This window comes from Oleiphilus sp. HI0079, from assembly GCF_001635105.1.
The window spans coordinates 1-1,136 of sequence record NZ_LWFT01001268.1 but is presented as its reverse complement, the minus strand read 5'-3'; the positions used below and the strand labels follow the sequence as shown (position 1 = coordinate 1,136).

The window sequence follows — 1,136 nt, the reverse complement described above, 5'->3', positions numbered from 1 at the left end:
GGTGGAGCGTGATGGCGCGACGGCAAAATTGACCGGCGGCGGCTCCATGCAGGGAGGCAAGATTGATGTACCTGCAGATATTTCTTCAGCGGCCTTCTTTATGGTAGCTGCGTCAATTACCCCAGGATCGGATTTAACGCTTGAACATGTTGGTTTAAATCCCACGCGTATTGGTGTGGTGAATATACTCCGCGCCATGGGTGGAGACATTACTATCAGCAACCAGAAAACGGTTGGTGGTGAACCGGTTGGAGATATTCGCATCAAACATGCCCAGTTGAAGGGTATCCAAATACCAGAAGATCAGGTTCCTTTGGCGATCGATGAGTTTCCAGTGCTTTTCATTGCTGCAGTGTGCGCTGAGGGTGAAACTATTCTCAGCGGTGCAGAGGAGCTTCGTGTTAAAGAGAGCGATCGCATTCAGGTAATGGCCGACGGTCTTGCGCAGCTTGGTGTGCGTACGGAAGTGAAGCCGGACGGCATTGAAATTAATGGTGCCACCATGCAGGGCGGAACCGTACATAGTCATGGTGATCACCGGATAGCGATGGCATTTTCGGTCGCGGCTCTCCGGGCTGAAGGTGAAATTGTGATTAATGATTGTGCGAATGTAGCGACTTCGTTTCCGAATTTCGTTGAGTTGGCGAATCGGGTCGGGATGAGTGTTGTTGTAAACGGTGATGCCTGATGATGGCTAACTTGCAAGCTCCTGTCCTTTGTATAGATGGCCCTAGCGGCTCAGGCAAAGGTACGGTGACTCAGCTGGTTGCTAACCGGCTTGGTTGGGCGATTCTGGATAGCGGAGCTCTTTATAGGTTGACGGCGATTTCGGGTATGCGTAGCGATATCGACTTTGGCGATGAGGCCGGACTGGCCAGTTTGGCTGCTACGCTAGATTGCGAGTTCAAGGCGTCAGAAGATGGTGAGCCTGTCAGGGTTTTCTTGGGTGGAGAGGATGTGACATCCGAGTTGCGTCTTGAGACGACGGGCAATAATGCATCGAAGGTTGCTGTATTGCCTAAGGTGAGAGAAGCGCTTTTGCAACGCCAGAGAGACTTTCAGCAATTGCCTGGTTTAGTTGCTGATGGTCGTGATATGGGCACTGTTGTTTTTCCAGAGGCGCCATTCAAAGTAGT

At 51.3% G+C, this 1,136-nt stretch carries 1 protein-coding gene and 1 pseudogene; both read left to right on the top strand.

What is annotated here, in order from left to right; all coding sequences use genetic code 11:
• Positions 1-688, top strand: a pseudogene (locus A3750_RS22265) (bifunctional prephenate dehydrogenase/3-phosphoshikimate 1-carboxyvinyltransferase); the annotation flags it as partial.
• Positions 688-1,136, top strand: a 449-nt coding sequence (gene cmk, locus A3750_RS22260; RefSeq protein ID WP_068548866.1) for a (d)CMP kinase, incomplete at its 3' end; no start/stop codon positions are given. The pseudogene A3750_RS22265 and the gene cmk, both read left to right, overlap by 1 nt.